This is a genomic window from Serratia sarumanii (genome assembly GCF_029962605.1).
Classification (GTDB): Bacteria; Pseudomonadota; Gammaproteobacteria; order Enterobacterales; family Enterobacteriaceae; genus Serratia; species Serratia sarumanii.
The window spans coordinates 1,591,455-1,607,209 of the sequence record NZ_CP124750.1 but is presented as its reverse complement, the minus strand read 5'-3'; the positions used below and the strand labels follow the sequence as shown (position 1 = coordinate 1,607,209).

12 protein-coding genes are annotated in these 15,755 nt (G+C 46.2%); all 12 read right to left on the bottom strand.

All coding sequences use genetic code 11. The features are described 5' to 3' along the window. Positions 1 to 181: 181 nt before the first annotated feature. Entirely contained in the window at positions 182 to 1,507 is a 1,326-nt protein-coding gene (locus SSARUM_RS07645) for a cellulase family glycosylhydrolase (RefSeq protein ID WP_049213008.1), read from the bottom strand. A 98-nt stretch (positions 1,508 to 1,605) separates the two neighbouring features. Then, entirely contained in the window at positions 1,606 to 3,000 is a 1,395-nt protein-coding gene (gene wcaJ / locus SSARUM_RS07640; protein WP_049213009.1) for an undecaprenyl-phosphate glucose phosphotransferase, read from the bottom strand. A gap of 127 nt (positions 3,001 to 3,127) precedes the next feature. Beyond that, complete coding sequence (gene cpsG, locus SSARUM_RS07635; protein WP_033637752.1) at positions 3,128 to 4,501, bottom strand: phosphomannomutase CpsG; 1,374 nt, start codon at positions 4,499 to 4,501, stop codon at positions 3,128 to 3,130. Positions 4,502 to 4,564: 63 nt separating this feature from the next. Continuing rightward, the gene (locus tag SSARUM_RS07630; RefSeq protein WP_033646763.1) at positions 4,565 to 5,980 is read right to left on the bottom strand and encodes a mannose-1-phosphate guanylyltransferase/mannose-6-phosphate isomerase; all 1,416 of its coding nucleotides are present in this window, start codon (positions 5,978 to 5,980) and stop codon (positions 4,565 to 4,567) included. A 69-nt stretch (positions 5,981 to 6,049) separates the two neighbouring features. Then, positions 6,050 to 7,114 (bottom strand): glycosyltransferase, encoded by a 1,065-nt coding sequence (locus tag SSARUM_RS07625; protein ID WP_033637750.1) that lies wholly within the window; start codon positions 7,112 to 7,114, stop codon positions 6,050 to 6,052. Then, a complete protein-coding gene (locus SSARUM_RS07620) occupies positions 7,111 to 8,172 on the bottom strand; it encodes a glycosyltransferase family 4 protein (RefSeq protein WP_033637749.1) in 1,062 nt (353 codons plus the stop codon). The genes SSARUM_RS07625 and SSARUM_RS07620 overlap by 4 nt, the downstream gene beginning before the upstream one ends. A 31-nt stretch (positions 8,173 to 8,203) precedes the next feature. Further along, entirely contained in the window at positions 8,204 to 9,538 is a 1,335-nt protein-coding gene (locus SSARUM_RS07615) for an O-antigen ligase family protein (RefSeq protein ID WP_033637748.1), read from the bottom strand. Continuing rightward, complete coding sequence (locus tag SSARUM_RS07610) at positions 9,538 to 10,677, bottom strand: glycosyltransferase family 4 protein (RefSeq protein WP_033637747.1); 1,140 nt, start codon at positions 10,675 to 10,677, stop codon at positions 9,538 to 9,540. The genes SSARUM_RS07615 and SSARUM_RS07610 overlap by 1 nt, the downstream gene beginning before the upstream one ends. Positions 10,678 to 10,705: 28 nt before the next feature. Then, entirely contained in the window at positions 10,706 to 11,722 is a 1,017-nt protein-coding gene (locus tag SSARUM_RS07605) for a hypothetical protein (protein WP_060426579.1), read from the bottom strand. Positions 11,723 to 11,769: 47 nt separating this feature from the next. Beyond that, a complete protein-coding gene (locus SSARUM_RS07600; RefSeq protein WP_072264922.1) occupies positions 11,770 to 12,276 on the bottom strand; it encodes an acyltransferase in 507 nt (168 codons plus the stop codon). Continuing rightward, the gene (locus tag SSARUM_RS07595) at positions 12,273 to 13,511 is read right to left on the bottom strand and encodes an oligosaccharide flippase family protein (RefSeq protein ID WP_039566814.1); all 1,239 of its coding nucleotides are present in this window, start codon (positions 13,509 to 13,511) and stop codon (positions 12,273 to 12,275) included. Before SSARUM_RS07595 ends, SSARUM_RS07600 begins: the two co-directional genes overlap by 4 nt. Beyond that, positions 13,512 to 15,752 (bottom strand): N-acetylneuraminate synthase family protein, encoded by a 2,241-nt coding sequence (locus SSARUM_RS07590; RefSeq protein WP_033637743.1) that lies wholly within the window; start codon positions 15,750 to 15,752, stop codon positions 13,512 to 13,514. It lies immediately after the preceding gene. Between the last annotated feature and the right edge of the window lie 3 nt (positions 15,753 to 15,755).

Below are 15,755 nucleotides of genomic sequence, written 5' to 3'. Positions count from 1 at the left end.
GATTATTTATTCAGGGCCGCATGGAGAACGGCAGTTATATACTGATGCCAGCCGGCTATGCCGGCTGGCTTTTTTATAGGCGGCAAATGCAGGCGAATGGCGAAGCAGCAAGCCGCTTATGACGCTGGACAAAAAAAAACCGCAAGCTTAATAAGCTTGCGGTTTTTTACTCACAGCCTGCCTACCAGGGCGAGGCAATCGGAGCACTGGAGCGCATCATTACCGGTACATCGCCATCGGGTGCAGCCGTATTCCCCTGAACCTCTTTGAGCGGCGTAGCACTTTGGTTTTGCGGCGCCTCACTCGCCATAAAACTACGCAAGCCTGAAGAAATACCGCTGGCAGGCTTAGCCACCGGTTTTTCCTGCCAGAATAGCATCGCATGTTGATTATTCCCTTTCAATGCGATGGAAATTTTACCGCCCGGCAGCACTTGGTATTTCTCAACGGAATACGATCGCGCAACATCTGCGACCTTACTTAAAGCCAGCATCGACGGCTTCGGTTGACCGTTTCTCGTCAGCAGCCCAAATCGATGTTCATTGATTTTCGGGTTGTCTCCATCATCGAGCAAATCGTACCACCATATCCCTTTGATAAAGGGCCGCGATTTGGCCAGGAAAGTATATTTCACCACATATTGCGCAGCCACATCTTTTGATAACCCGCCTTTACCGTCATAGGTTGGCACGCCGATTTCAGTGATATAAATCGGCACCGTCTTACCTGCTGCCTTTGCAAGCCGAGCCTCGAATTTATCCACGACGCCGAGGTTCCCCTCAGGGGCCCGTATAGCGTAATTATCGTTGCCATAGGAGTAAGGGTGGATGGAGAAACCATCAACGTAATTCAACACGCCGAGTTTAACGATGTTATCAACCCAGGAAGGATCGCGAGTTCCTGTTGGGTTGGCCGTTCCCGTAATGACAATTGCGTTGGGATCGGCCTTTCGAACCGCAGCAGCCGTAGCTTTCACCAACGCGACAAAAATCTCCGGCGGCGGTGGCGTGCGCGGCTTCGGCTTAATCGCAGTGGCATTCGTCCATTCGTTCCAGATCTCGTAATACTTGATCTTGCCTTTATATTTGGAGGCCGTCCAATACGCGTAGTTGGCAAAAGCCTGAATGGCTTCAGGCGTCGTTGGATAACCCGATGGATCGTAGAGTTTGTTACCGTACGCCAATACTAATAACCCATTCAGACCAAATTTTGCCTGGGCATCGTTAAACGCTTGGTCGGCCTTTTGCATATTGCCGGTTATGACATACTGCCCTTTTTGCTGTTCCAATCCGCTCCAGGGAAAATCCGCTCGATACGACGTGAAACCGTAACGCTTAATCAGATCCAAATATTTATCCGGATCGTTGGGATACCAGCGAAAATGCGCATGAACCCCGACTTCGAAAGCCAAGGCGTTCGCACTGATAAACATCAGCGGCAATGCGAAGGCCAGCGATGAAGCCGCCCCCTTCCAGCACCTCAGTTTACGGTTTGTTTTAGTCAACATCTGACCGACCTCCAGTTTTAAAAGAAAAATGAACTGTCTCAACATCCCCAGAGATCAGGAAATCCACATTTCCCAGGCGCGACATCCTTAAAGAAAATCTAATACGCCGCTTTATTAATGAATCCCTTGAAAATGGTCAGGAAGACGATTTTAATGTCCAACCAAACGCTCCAGTTACGGATGTAGTCGAGATCGAACTCAACGCGCTTTTGCATTTTTTCCAACGTATCCGTCTCGCCACGCCAACCGTTGATCTGCGCCCACCCCGTGATACCCGGCTTCATTTTATGGCGCAGCATATAGCCGTTGATCAACTTTCTATACTGTTCATTATGTGCCACGGCATGCGGCCTTGGGCCTACAATCGACATGTCGCCTTTCAGTACATTGACAAATTGCGGCAATTCATCCAGAGAGGTACGACGCAAGAAGGAGCCGACCGGCGTCAGGCGCGCGTCCCCTTTTTTCGCTTGAACGACTTTATCGCCATCTTCCATCACGGTCATCGAGCGGAATTTCCATACCTCGATGGCCTTGCCATCCATGCCATAACGCCTTTGTTTGAAAATGATGGGCCCGGAAGAGGTAAATTTGACCATGCAGGCGATCAGCAACAGAACCGGAGAAATGAACAGCAAAATAAATATTGACAGAATGATGTCTTCAATACGCTTAATTACCTGATTAACCCCGCTCATTGGCGTATCGAATAACGAAACGACGGGAACGCCATTAATCTCTTCCGATCGTGACTGTAATATGTTGAACGTAAAGATATCCGGGATCAGCATCACTGAGCAGGTCGTATCAGAAAGATCCGCGATCGTATCTTTGATCAATTTTTCCTGCTCCATCGACATTGCGATATAGACCCTATCGATACGGCCACTTTTCGCGTCGCTCACGAGCTGAGACAAGTCGCCGCAGCGTTCGATTTTGCTGTTCAACGGAGAATTATCGTTGTCGTAAATGCCCAACACTTTAAATCCCATCCAGTGCGCGTCACGTAAAGATTCTGCCAGACGAATACCGACGGGCATCGCGCCCATGATGGCCACATTACGGGTATTGAAACCAATATTGCGCATGTATCCCAAGAGCAGCCGGATCACGCTGCGCGTAATGACCAAACCGCAGCAGACCAGCAGATACCATTGGATATAGACGGAATACTCGTTATTGAAGACATTTATCAACGCCACCGTTCCTGAGGTCAACAGCAGGCTCAGCGACCAGTTTTGCAAAATGAGCTGGATCTCCAGCCCCGCACGCACACCACGCCACGAACGATAAAAGTCAGTAATCCCACCAATCATTTGGAAGATAACGATCGATATTAATACCATAATCCAGTGCTGCACGCTAAATGCGGCACCGGAGATTAGGCAAGACAAGTACAGCCCGCTAAAGATAACGAAAATATCAGAGAAGCGCTGAAGCATTGAAGTAAGAGACGCATTAGTATGCAACACGCCCCGACGGAAACCGTTCATAGATAACTGCCTATTAACTATCATAGTATAGATGCCTTTTGTTAGTTTTCTCTGGTACCTATATCGCTTCACAACGCTGGGCATATACCGCTCGCCCAGCATTAAAATATAGCTTTAAAACCAGAGATCAGCGTCGAAGCAAGGCCAGTATTTCCTCTGTTTTTTGCTGCATCAGTGCAGGATTGGCTCGTGATTCGACATTCAAACGCACCACCGGCTCAGTATTTGAGCTACGTAAATTAAATCGCCAGTCTGCAAATTCCAGACTAATGCCATCGGTCGTATCAAATTCCAGTGCCGAAGGCTGATAGCGATTGAGTACTCTTTCAATTGCAGCTTTTGGATCTTGCAGTTTGCTGTTAATTTCACCCGATGCTGGATAAGCGATCATCCGATCCCCGACCAACTCCCCGAGCGTCTTGTTTTTAATGCACAGCAACTCAGCAACCAACAACCATGGGATCATGCCGCTGTCGCAATATGAAAAGTCGCGGAAGTAATGGTGGGCGCTCATCTCACCACCGTAAACGGCATCTTCCAGGCGCATACGCTCTTTAATGAATGCATGGCCCGTTTTCGACATCACCGGCACCCCGCCTGCCTGCTTGACCACGTCGATGGTGTTCCAGCTCAAGCGCGGGTCATGAATGATCTTCGCCCCAGCGTCTTTCTCCAGGAACGCCTCCGCCAACAAGCCAACGATATAGTAACCTTCAATGAATCCGCCGTGTTCATCGAACAAGAAGCAGCGATCGAAATCACCGTCAAACGCGATTCCCATATCCGCCTTGTGCGCACGCACTGCTTGCGCCGTATCTTCCCGACACTCCGGCAGCAGCGGGTTAGGGATACCGTTGGGGAAATTGCCGTCAGGCTGGTGGTGAACCTTGATAAATTCAACCGGCACCTGAAGCTGCTTGAAACGCGATTCGACAGCATCGATAACGTGACCTGCAGCGCCGTTGCCGGAGTTGACGACCAGCTTCAACGGTTTGAAGTTAGCCGTATTCACATAGCTCAGCAGATGATCCACATATTCTTTTTCAATCGATATTGTTTCGTAGCTGCCGCGTCGGGTCGGATCAACCGCAGCGAAGTTATTATCTTCTGCCAAACGCTGAATATCGCGCAAACCGGTATCGCCGCTGATCGGTTTAGCCTGGCTACGCACCAGCTTCATTCCGTTGTAATCCATAGGATTATGACTGGCCGTCACTTCTATGCCGCCATCGAGACCTAAGTGGAAAGTGGCAAAATAAATTTCTTCCGTTCCACTGACGCCAATATCCAGAACATTAACCCCGGCATCGCGCAGCCCTTCCGCCAACGCGAGTTTCAGTTCCTCGCTGGTCAAACGGATGTCTCCCCCGACGACAACGCTTTTAGGTTGCAAAAACTCCCCATATGCACGGCCGACACGATAGGCAATATCGTTGTTCAGCTCTTCACCCAGCTGCCCGCGAATGTCGTATGCTTTGAAACAAGTCAATGATTGAGACATGTTGAGATCCTTACCAAACGTAAATACAGTGATGCGGCTCAAATATCCACCGCACCAAAATGATTAATTATGCTGAGCGGAGTCGCCGATTCGCACGATATCGTCTTCTCCCAAATAGGCACCCGACTGAATCTCAATCAAATCAAGCGGGATTTTTCCCGGGTTTTCGAGAGAATGTTCGACCCCAAGAGGGATATAAACGGATTCGTTTTCACTGATCAGTTGCATTTTACCATTGGTATGCACTTTGGCAGTGCCTGACACCACTACCCAGTGTTCCGAACGATGATGGTGCATCTGCAAGGACAATTTCTCGCCTGGCTTTACAGTAATGCGGCGCACCTGGAAGCGATCGCCCTGCGCAATCGCATCATGTTTGCCCCACGGACGATAAACTTCACGGTGCTGTTTGCTTTCGGAACGCTTTTGTCGCTTCAGTTGGTTGACGATTTCTTTTACGTCTTGGACGTTATCTTTATCGGCAATCAACACGGCATCTTTGGTTTCAACCACAACCAAATTGGTCACCCCGACAGCGGCCACCAATTTATGCTCCGCGCGAATATAGTTATTTGAACAGTTATGCTCAAGAACATCACCGAAAGTAGAGTTCCCTTTTGTGTCTTTTTCACTGATTTCCCACAACGCAGACCATGATCCCACGTCATTCCATCCCGCATCCAGGGGTACGACGACAGCATCGGCAGTTTGTTCCATCACGGCATAATCGACAGACTCATCCGGGCAGGCAATGAATGCATCTCGGTCAACGCGGATAAAGTCCATATCGGGGGTCAAATGCGCAAGCGACTGCTTACACGCGTCCAGAATATCTGGGCGGAAACGGCCTAATTCTTCCAGGTAACGGCTGGCTTTGAACAAAAACATACCGCTATTCCAGAGATAGTCGCCGCTGGCCAGATACTGCTGCGCCGTTTCAAGATTAGGCTTTTCGACAAAGCGCGAAACGCCGCAGATACTGGAACCGTCGACGCTGGCACCTTTTTGAATATACCCATAGCCCGTTTCCGGGCCCGTCGGAACGATGCCGAAAGTAGCCAGTTTTCCCGCTTCAGCATAGGGAATTGCCTGATTGACCGCATCGCGGAAAATCGCTTCGTCCTGAATGACGTGATCCGCGGCCAATACCAACATGAGCGGATCGTCACCGCTGGAAACCGCCTGCAAAGCGGCAAGCGCAATCGCCGGCGCCGTATTACGCCCTACCGGCTCCAGAATAATATTATGCGATAAACGCGTGATTTGGCGCAGTTGTTCGGCCACGATAAAACGATGCTCTTCGTTACATATAACAAGAGGATTAATAATCTCTAACCCTTTAAGCCGCATGACTGTCGTTTGCAACATGGAAAATTCATTGCACAGCGCTAAGAACTGTTTGGGGAATAATTCACGAGAAAGCGGCCACAGGCGACTCCCTGTTCCCCCAGCCATAATAACAGGATAAAGGTTACTCATTTTTACTCTCACCGATTAAATATAAATAGTAAAAAAAATTATTTTCATTCCAAAAAACGGATGTATCGATTATCTGTAATGACGATAAGTATTGGATATCATTTTTTCTGAAGTAAAATTAGCATTGTAGAAATCGACACAGTCAACTTTCATTGCACTCCAATCGCGTTGGTCGCGAGCATTCAATATCTCAACGGCCTCATCGGCCTGATTGGTCGTAAACAGATACCCCGTAACGCCTTCGCTCACCACCTCCGGCAATGAACTGCAGCGGCTGGCGACAACGGGCAACCCATAGCTTTCAGCTTCAACGGCGACCAGACCGAACGACTCCCATCGGCTTGGCATCAACAACACGTCGGCGTAGGTGAAATAAGGCGCCATTTCTGCCGAAGTCAACCAACCTTTAAAATCCATCCGGGCATGTGATGCCGGTTGCTCTTTTGCGTGTACATTGCCGCCGACGATCGTGATTAAAAATCTGTCATCCAATTCGTCGGCAATCCGCTGAACCAAATCAAATCCTTTTTGATAATCAAAACGGCCGACAAACAATATATTTATTTTATCTTGGCGATAAGGATTGGTATCATCCGACAGCGTTACAGGGGGTTCAACGCCATTATATACCACAGTCAAATTATCAGGACTCAACCCGGCCATCAGTGCCGTTCGTTTCTCATATTCGCTGGTACAGATGATAACATCGGTATTCTTTTGCAGAATTTTCTCTATCTTGGCATAAACCTTCTTTTTCTTTTCTGATGTGTCCATCAGGAAAGAAAAAGCATGCGGACAATAAATAATTTTAGGCCTGCATGTCATTCTTACCAATGGCGTTAACAGCCGGCAAACAACCCCCGCAAAAGTACTGTGGACGTGAATGACATCCGGTTTTTCTTTACGTACCATCTGGATATAGTTAATAGCCAAAGAGATAAACGAAGAAATATTTCTCCCTGTCCGCGTAAATACCTTCATTTTTTCTGCGGGGAAAGCGCCAATCTCACGATATTGACTATCGGGCAACACACAGTAAAAATCAAATTCATCATTTTGCTGTACAAGTTGTCTAATTACCGTAGCGACGCCACCCTTCACTGTCTCGGCGACATGCAGCACTTTTTTTTTCATTGCATAGATCTCGTCATTATCTCGCTCAACGCTGCTGCCGAACGCATCCAATCGAAACGTTTGACATTCGTAAATCCCTCAGCGATTAAAATTTGGCGCAACGCTTCATCCTGCATAATCCGCTCCAGTGCCTGTTTCATTTCCAGGATGTTTTCCGGATCAAAGTACAATGCACTCTTCGACAATACCTCGGGCATAGAAGCCCGATTGGACGCTACTACTGCACAACCACAAGCCTGCGCTTCTAACGGAGGAATGCCGAACCCTTCATATAAAGAGGGGAACACAAAGGCGCGAGCATGAGAATAGAGTTCTACAAGCTGTTGATCGCTCACACGCCCCAAAAACTGTATGTTATCGTTCCTTGCAGTTCCTTCCGTCGAAAACCCAACATCCGCGAAATTCTTGTTGGCGGCCCCAATGATTTTCAGCGTCACATCCTGGCCGTTTGCCATTTGAGAGAAAGCGGCAATCAGACCATGAAAGTTCTTATGATAATTTGGAGACGAAACGGCCAATAAATAAGGGCGTTCTGTATTGGATGCCGACGCAATGGGTTTAAACTGCTCGGACACCGCATTATAGATTACGTAAATATTATTTAATGGGTAGTCAAACGCCTGGCTAATTTCTTTTTTAGAAAATTCACTAACTGTAATCAACGCCTTACTGTGACGCAACATCAGGGGAACAAAGTTATTATAAACGAAACGAAACTTTGCAGAGTAACTTTGCGGATAGCGTTTATATATAACATCGTGATGAGTAACAATTTTATTACGATAAAAGATCGGAGCCGTATTGCAAAGATTTATTAGAAGCGGGCTTTTATTTTTCTTTAAAAAAGCAGGAAGCTCTACCTGCTCCCAAAAGTGACCGCTTTTCTTACCCACCACCTGAACATTCAATTGCGACGCGATATCGTGGTGAATAATGTTAGGTGGCGAGACAAAAACAATATCATGCCTAATCTTACTCAGCGCAAGGCATATTTCCTGAGCGAACCGCTGAACCCCTGTCAAATCCTGCGTTAAGAATCGCGCATTGACATAAATCATTAATTACCTCGCAATTTTAAATAATACCGTGTCAATGTAGCGATTGCACATAACCTACATTCTTTCTTGAGCGACTCACGGAACCCGTCTCCGGCGTTCTAATCGATAATAACAAAATCGATATTATGATTGCGAATATATAGCCTGGATAGTTTGTCAACGGGTTATTATAAACGAAATTCATCGAAAGCGAGATCATCCAGTATAGGTAAACACTGGGATTAAGGCCAAGACGAGTACGCTGATAAAGAATGCCAAGAATTATCGTAGCGACAATAACCAGAAGGATAATTCCGACATTACCGTAATTCGACAACATGTAGATATACATACTATCAAGCGGGATTGAGTTCGTATTGTCATCACCAACCACCGCGTTACCATTCACAGCGTACCCAGCACCGATAAATGGCGAATACTCACTGTCAGCTCGCACGGCTTCTATATTGACCGTACGAAGTAAAATGCTGTTCTCCGCGTAAGCATTCTCCTTCGGGAATATCATCTCATAAATACTGTAATTGGTCGTCGTAATATAAAAGAACAGTGACAAGACCATCGTTACCATAGTGACTGAATTCAGGCTAAAACGTTGAGAGAAAAAGCGTCTCAGCATCAGGAACATGATATAAAGCAGTGCCATGATAATCGCCGTTTTCGATGTTGAAAATGCGATCCCAACCATAATGAGAAGAATATATTTCTTGCGATTTTTTTCGCTTACATAAGGCGATAATACCAGTGCAAAAAACAGATATTCACTGAGGCTGAATGGCCCGGTGAGCAGACCAAAAGCACGTAATTGCCCCTGAATAGTGCGTAACAGAAGACCATATTCTTTACCAAACTGTGTCAACTGTGGGCCAGGGTCAAAACCGATTAGCGCATAAAGCAGGCCTGCCAAACTGGATTCGGCAACCGCGAAGAGCGCATTCAATACGGCAAAGAAAATATAGTACTTAATGATTTTATTAACAATCTCGACACGCTCATTATATTCAAAAAGAAGTAAAACGGCGGCAAAGAAAAAAGAACCGAATGTCAGTAACTCTAAGCGAAACTGAACGATAGAGCGGAAGAAATCAAACCTGCCGGTGATCATACTTAAAAGTACATAAACTAACGAGAAGATCACCATCGACAGGAAAAAGATCATTACGCTTCTACACTGTTTTGACACGTTAGGGTTACGCGCAAAAAGCAAGATTAGGACGAAAACCGGCACTGCCATGGCAAAAAAGTCTTTATATAATAAAAGTGCCCTGGTCGACATATACGCAGCAACGGTCACAACGCCATTCAATGAGAGCAATGTCATGTACATCAGCAAAAGAAAAACAACCAACGACTTTGTCGATACCCTCATTATGACCCTCTATACACGCTCTCATAAGCATCGGTTATTTTTTCTAGTTCAAAAAACGAACGACGCGGTTTGTTGTTATTTTCTCTCACGACGCTAACCACACTGGCGACAGAAAAATCTTTTAGCTCGAAAATATTATCATAAAAAGCTGCGATTTCTGCCACTCCGCCATTGAAAGGCGTATACACAACCTTACCAGAGATGGCCGATTCCGCAACGGTTCGCCCAAAGGGCTCATTCCATCGCGTTGGTAGAACAACGGCGTCAATCTGCGTCATAAACTCTTCAATCTTGATAAAGCCAAGCAAATGAATACCTGCCTCCAACGCTAACACCTTCAACCTCTCGCCAGCGGCGTCACCATTGAATCTGCCGGCGGCGTAGAATGCAACCTGCGGATCGCCGCTGGCCTGTTTTGCCAGAGCACAAAACTCATCAAAACCTTTGTCTTCGGTGAGGCGACCGACAAAACCGATCCTGACCTTTTCGTTGACGGTCGGTACATACTCTATCGCGGCGACAGGGTTGTAGATATGCGTATGTACCGCGTTGCGCGCAAATCCATTTTCCCGATGCAAGGCGGAAATATATTTACTTATGCCAACAAAAACGTCTACGCGCTGACTGGCTTTTTTCTTTAGAAAAGATGCGATGCGCACTGCAGACGACTGTACGTCCATATTTTGGCCATGTTTAAACAACGTGCCGTTCGGATGGAATAGATAATAATCGCGAGTCGTGTGTACCACGCGCGCCCCCAGCTTCTTGGCCACTCGCCACGCTGCGACGGAAAAACCGCTGAGGTTGTTGGTATGCACCACATCCGGAGAAAATTTGCGCAGCTCCTTACGCATGGCACGAGCCATAAATGGATTATAAGAATCAAGCAGATGCCACACCGCTTTCTTTAATTTGCTTGCCGAAGAAGCCTGAAATGGCCAGTACATATTTTTGAGAGGTAAATAAGCAATATGAACGCCATTAAGAGTGTCATATTTTATCTCATCAAATTCATGAAGACAAAACACACCAACTTCATGCCCGGCTCGTTGCAGGCTTTCAGCCAACAACTGAACTGATACTTCAGCACCACCGATTTTATAAGGAGCATAAAGTGTGTTAATTAAAGCAATCTTCATTTTCCATCACCACGGTAAATTTATAAAATTAAAATTTGTTTTTAATCAGCGTAATATCCGCGCTTTCATAACTCTCATAGTTTTTATAAATCGCGTTAACAAATCCACTCCACTCTGGTGATAAAACTTTCTCATCAAGAACGTAAGCGATTATTTTAATTTTTTCATCATATATTTTTACGAGATTGTCATACAATGATGAATAAAATCCGGCTATACAACTGACGTTCTCACCAGCCACAATGGGATAAACCTCAAAGGGAAAATCCAACCGACGGACCTCTACAGACTTTCTGATTTCATCTATTTTCTCTTCACGCTCGCGGCGGTGAGGAATATAAACAAGCTCGGCACCCATCTGATTTGACTTTAAGTCATTTATCATTCTTAGCGTCAAGTCAATATCATCAACAGACGTTACCCCTGCCTCATAAAGCGGCGTACCTATAATGAAGACTCTGTTCTTTCCATCAGGAAGACTGGCCAGTTTAGCCTTAAAATTTTGGTAACTGTGCTTAACGACCACATCTCTTTTTGAAACATTACCTTCGATGTCATAAACAGAGAAAAAGGTTATTTTTTCTCTCTCATTATTGGTCATACCAAGTGACTTGAGGAAAACCGACTTCACGACGCCCCGAGCAGTGAGATTATTGTAGCGTTTAATTCTGAGCGTTGCCGTACCATCATCCAGCAGGACCACATTTCTTCTCGAATATTTATGCGCTAAAATCCAAAAAACCCTCGCGCGATACTCACCGGCAATCAAAGTGACAGTTTCCTTCGCACTCACCACGGAAGTTACACTCTTCAATTGCCGTTTAATATCAAAAGCATTACCCAGTTTCCCTTCGACATCAATGGTTTCCAGGGAGCGATGCTTAATCATGTTCAACAGATAAACAATCTGCCCGTGATTCAGCGCAGAATTGGCCGAACGCTTATTGACAATCAACAGATCGAGCACAATGTTCTTTGCATCAAGATACTCAATGAGATTAAAAGCCTGAAGCGGTGACTCAATATACGCAATGTATTTACTCATATTTCTAATATCCGATTAAGCTACGGGCATGAATGTATAACTGCCGTTCAATGAAATTTGCCTTCAGCCTTAAGCTGCAGATAGTGAGCAACATCGCGTTGCGAAAAGGGTTTCGCTGGATGGCCGCCGGCTATAGCGTAGGGCTCTATATCTTTAACCACCACGCTGCCGGCTTGGATAATGGCCCCTTCCCCGATGGAAACCCCGGGCAGAACAATCACATTGATCCCAAGCCAAACATTATCCCCGATATGCGTGTCCTTAATCACATAAGTGTTATCGTAGGGAATCGCATTCCCATGATGATTGTGATTTTCGGTGATCAATACACAACCAAAACCACAGTGGAAATTATCACCGATAGTAACACCGCCCTTTCCAACCACCGTCAAACCATTGGAGTTAAAGTTATCACCAAGTCGGGTTTTATTATTAACGATAGTTAAAAAGTTAATTTTAGGATTTTGACCACATCTTTCAGCCATTCTGATAACTTTTGAACGATAACGCTGCTTACGTAAGTTTCGCAACCATCGTTTAAGACTTGCTATCATCTTTTCCTCTCAATACTGATCTGTCGCTTGCCACAATAAAAAGTCACTGCACATGCATAAAAACTGGAAATTGCATAAACCAGGCAGAAATACTCAACTTTGATTTCTGTCATGGTGATGACAAATATACCAATCAAATGCGTTATCATCGAACCCATGGTAATAATTGAGATTAATTTATTTTTACGATAGTAAAACAGTGAGTGCGTAAAAATATAATAAATCGATAAAAATGCAGTTCCAGGCAAAAGAATGTTGAAGTAATAAATGGCGCGATTGAACTCAGCATTAAACAGATACGGGAAAGCAAATGGCAAAATAAAGAAGTAAATAATGCACGAAACGATAACCAGAGCTGTGTAACCATATTGAATGAGCTCGACTCCTCTAAAATCGTTCGCTTTAAGCTTGCGATAAATGAAAGGTTGGAACGCCTGGTTGATTACGCCGAAAAAGAGCATAACGATAGAGGTTAGCTGAAACGCCAAGCCATAAACCCCGACTACCGCCGTACTCATGTAATGCGCTATGAAGAATCTATCCACCGAGGATTTAATCCAATAACTGCCATGATGTGGCAATAGGGATACCCCGTAGCTAATGATTTCCTTATAACGCTTACGCAACGGTTGGAGCACGCTGCGTTCAACCGCTATTTTTCTGTAAACAAAGAACTCGTAGGCCAGCTGAATGCTGAAAAATGATGCCGCGATCGCTATCAAACGTTGTCCTGGCGTCGACGCTATCATTTCAAAAAGAGCGATAGTGAATAAAACGTTGAATGCGGAAAGCAAAAATTGGCCGATAGCGGCAACTTTATAGGTCTGACTAATGCGCAAATGCGATAAATTGATAAAGTTCAGCGCCTGCGCCAGAGATGCCAAAACAACCAGAAAACCGTCGCTGAAAGAAACAGAGATCTTGGCGACCAGTGTGACAATGTAGAATATAGCCACCAGTAGCGCGCTCGACGCGAAAGCCAAGGCGATGTTATCTCTGCGGAACACCAGGGAGCTCCCTTCCCCCTCCTGCATGTATTTGACCGGCAACAGACCTTGACCACTGAACGAAATGAAAATGATCAAGATCTGAATAACGGACAAATAAAGAGTCAGCGCGCCGTACCCCGACGCGCCTAGGTGTGCTGTCAAATAAGGCAATATGATGAAGCCGATGACCTTGCCGAGAATATCCCCTACCGACAAGGCCGCAGCCCCCATAATGGCTTTACTCATTTACAGATACTTTTCCAGGAAGTTAAGCGCATGCCAGAACCCTTCCCCTTGGTTTTTGTGTCCCTGCCACACTTCAGGAATAAACTGCGCTCCCGGCGCATGACGCCGCAGATCATCAGCCAGCTCGTCAAAGTTCACATCGCCTTTACCGATCTGTACCCCTTCACCATCCACTCCCAAAGCATCAACAATATGCATATGTGCGGTGTAAGGGCCGACCTTTTGGGTAAACTCATGAAGATCCCATTGGTAGTAATTACAAGCCATCATGGAATGCGACGTGTCATAGCAGATGCGGTAGCCGTATTTCTCACAGAACGCTTTAATCTCGTCCGGATCGACAAACAGGTTATGGTAGCTTTGACCACCAAAGTGCCATGGGAACGGAGGCATCGTCTGGATGATGATTTCAACACCTTCTTGATTGATTTCACCCAGAGCGGCGCCAATGCGTTCGTACATCGCCTGGCGTGATTCTTTTGGCAAGAAACCGGTGGTATTGAAACCGCCTGCATTCACCACGATGACCGGACGCTCAGTTTTCGGGAAATATTGCTTCAACGCGCGAGTCACATCGCAGACACGCTGCAGCTGTTTGATCGAATGAGCAAGATAAACGGGATCATCCGTCGCCAGATCCAAAATATGATCGTTGGCGAACAGCTCGGGGCTATGTACCGCAAAACCGATATTTTCAGCGCCGGAGAAGAATTCTGTCAAATCGAGTTCCATATCCTGATAGCTCAGATGGAACTCGACGAAGTCCAGATTGGATTTATTCTTCAACTTGCCGTAATCGTGGTAGCGCACTGGAATGCCGAACGGACGATTGAAATCATAGTCCTTGGCTTCTATCGCCACATCATTTAGATCCGACTCATAGAAATATCCGCCTTTTTCGTGGTCACGATTGGCTTTCTTACCGACCAATTGCTCCAGATAAAGAGGCTGCAGACCCTGCCCCGGACTCTTCACTTCAACCATCTCGCGAGTGATGATTTCACCTTTTTTCAGATCGCGATTGATAATCAAACTTTTTGCCAGAGTTTCGCGGTTGATCATTTCCCCTTGGGTGATAGTACGTTCGCCGGCGTTGCCCATGGACTCTTCAACTTCGCGGATACGTACGACCATCTCTTTGAACTCAGGGGGTAACAACGACACCTTGTGGTCGTTGCCTTCCATGGATTTGTCGATGGTGAAGTGTTTTTCGATCACTCTTGCGCCCAGCGCGGTCACGGCGATCGGCACTGAAATGCCACGCTCATGGCCAGAATAGCCGACCAAGCAGCCCGTCACCTGCTGCAGACGTTTGATATAGGCCAGGTTGACGTCTTTGAACGGCGTCGGATACGTAGAATTGCAATGCAGGATCACAAACTCGGCACCTTTCGATTTCAAGAAGTCTACCGAGCTTTTGATTTCTGCTTCGCTGCACATACCGGTAGAACAAATCAGCGGTTTGCCCGTAGCGGCCAACGCGGCCAACATTTCGTGGTTAGTGAAGTCAGCGGAAGCGACCTTATAACCTTCCATGCCGTAGTTTTCCAACACTTCCAGGCTCTTCAGATCCCAAGGAGTACACAGCGGGGTCAGCCCCTTCTCCTTGCAATAATCGAACACTTCAATCAGTTCTTCATTGCTGAGCTGGAATTTTCTCAGCAGATCCAGCGTGTACTGTGCGCCAAGATCGGCGGATTTGTCTTTATCGTTGCCGCCCTTATACAAAGAGCTCAGATCGCGCATTTGGAACTTGACGCAATCGGCGCCCGCGTCAACCGCCAGGTCAACCAGATGCTTAGCCAGCTTAATATCGCCATTATGGTTGTTGCCAATTTCAGCAATAATGTAAGTCGGCGAGGTTTCCGTGATAGTGTGTTTGCCAATCGTCAGGCCTTTTTCGCTTTGCAGCGCAACGGCGACCAAACGACGATAATCATCAACCAGCGGCAGAACGTCAACGCCATTCGAAAACAGCGATTCAATCTCATTGCGTGGCGCATCCACTTTTTTATAGCGGACGTTCTGATTCATCACTTCCGACATTTCGCGGCTCAGATCGAAGTCGCCGTTAGTGATCCAACGACGGAAATCACCGTCTGAGAAAGAGCCGCACAGCTTGCCGTCTTCAGTGACAACAAAAATAATGCGCTTTTTATTCGAGTTGATTTTTTCTAAGGCTTTAATGATTGATTCGGTTTCAAACACTAAAAAGTCAGATATTTTTTTCTGAATTAACATAAA